2 protein-coding genes are annotated in these 1,426 nt (G+C 61.9%); one reads left to right on the forward strand and one right to left on the reverse strand.

The genetic code is table 11. The features are described 5' to 3' along the window. Positions 1-420: UPF0758 domain-containing protein (locus EN984_RS34520; protein ID WP_164765918.1), on the reverse strand; the 420-nt coding region annotated here is incomplete at its 3' end. A gap of 234 nt (positions 421-654) precedes the next feature. On the opposite strand from EN984_RS34520, the gene EN984_RS34525 reads away from it, so the two are divergent. Beyond that, a partial coding sequence (locus EN984_RS34525; protein WP_164765919.1) for a MipA/OmpV family protein occupies positions 655-1,426 on the forward strand: 772 nt, incomplete at its 3' end.

Genomic DNA, 1,426 nt, shown 5'->3' on the forward strand with positions numbered 1-1,426 from the left:
GGCAAGAAGCTGTGTCCAGGACGAGAGGACTTCGCGACCCTGCACCTCTCCGCGCGCCATGCGCTGCGCGGTTGCCGCGACGATCTTGAGATCGAGCGCCACCGCAGGGCCAATGCCCTTGACTTCCTGCAAGAGGCCAACCGGCGCCCCGAGCACTTCGGCCAGCGTGCCGAAGCGCGCCAGCAGCGCCTTGGCCGCCGGTTTGGTGTCGGCACGAGGGATCAGGCGAAAAAGCAGAAGTTCCAGAAGTTCGTAATCGGGCAGGGCGTCCGGACCCGCCAGGGCAAAACGCTCGCGCAGTCGGTCGCGGTGACCGAGGTAATGCGGCTTTTCGTCGAGCGTCGCCTTGGCTTTCGCCGCAGGCCGCATCGGCGCTTCGGAGAAGAAACTCCGCTCGTCGTCGTCGTTTGTGTTCCCCATACACCGCCCACATTGCTCCAGCGCAGACATTAGAACTGTTCTGGCCGGGATTGAAACAGTTCTGTTCCCCGATCGCGAGACGTCCCACGGCAGATCGTCGCTACGGCTTTCTCATACGGCAAGATGAAACCACGATTGCGCAACAAAACTTAACATCACTTAACGCATGCGGCCACTTTCACCTGACATGTTGGCGCCATCGGAGGCTCGTTGCCTCGCTATACTGGAGCGCGCATGTTCGCCAAAATTGACTCTGGACTGTTGGCCGGCCGGGCATCTCTCGCGGCCATGGCAATCCTGCTTTCGACGCATTCGGAGGGCGCGCTGGCGGCAGACGCCATTGCGGTGAATTCCGATGATTTTACCCTGCCGCCCGAGCCTTCCCGTTTCGGGCGTTTCGAACAGAAGCTGTCCGACTGGCATGTCGTGGTCGGCGGCGGCGCCATCATCGTCCCCAAATACGAAGGCAGCAATGAGTTCAAGATCATGCCGGTGCCTTTCGTCACGGCGACATTCCTCGACACGGTGACGATCGACCCGACAGGTGCCAACATCGCCGTCTATGAACAAGGACCGTTCGCGTTCAGCGCTCGGCTTGGCTACGAGATGGGCCGCAAGGAAGACGACTCCGACCATCTGCGCGGCTTGGGGGACGTCGACATGGGCGCGACGGTCGGCGTGAAGGCAGCGGCGAAGTTCGGTCCGGCCGAAATATTCGCGCAACTCGACAAGACCATCGGCGGCAGCGATGGCCTTGAGGGCAGGGTGGGGATCGAGGTGACCCGGCCTCTGTCTCAATCGTTGATGATCGGCGCCAGCGCGTCCGCCGTCTTCGCCGACGAAAATTACATGCAGGCCTATTTTGGTGTCACGCCCGAACAATCGGCTCGCTCGGGGCTGGCGCGCTATGATGCCGGTGCCGGTTTGAAGCGCGCCGATTTTTCGATTTCCGCCACATATATGCTCGACGAGAGCTGGATGGTGCGCGGCGAAGCGGGGGTCGGTG

Source organism: Mesorhizobium sp. M7A.F.Ca.CA.004.12.1.1 (assembly GCF_003997835.1).
In the GTDB taxonomy this organism is placed as follows: Bacteria; Pseudomonadota; Alphaproteobacteria; order Rhizobiales; family Rhizobiaceae; genus Mesorhizobium.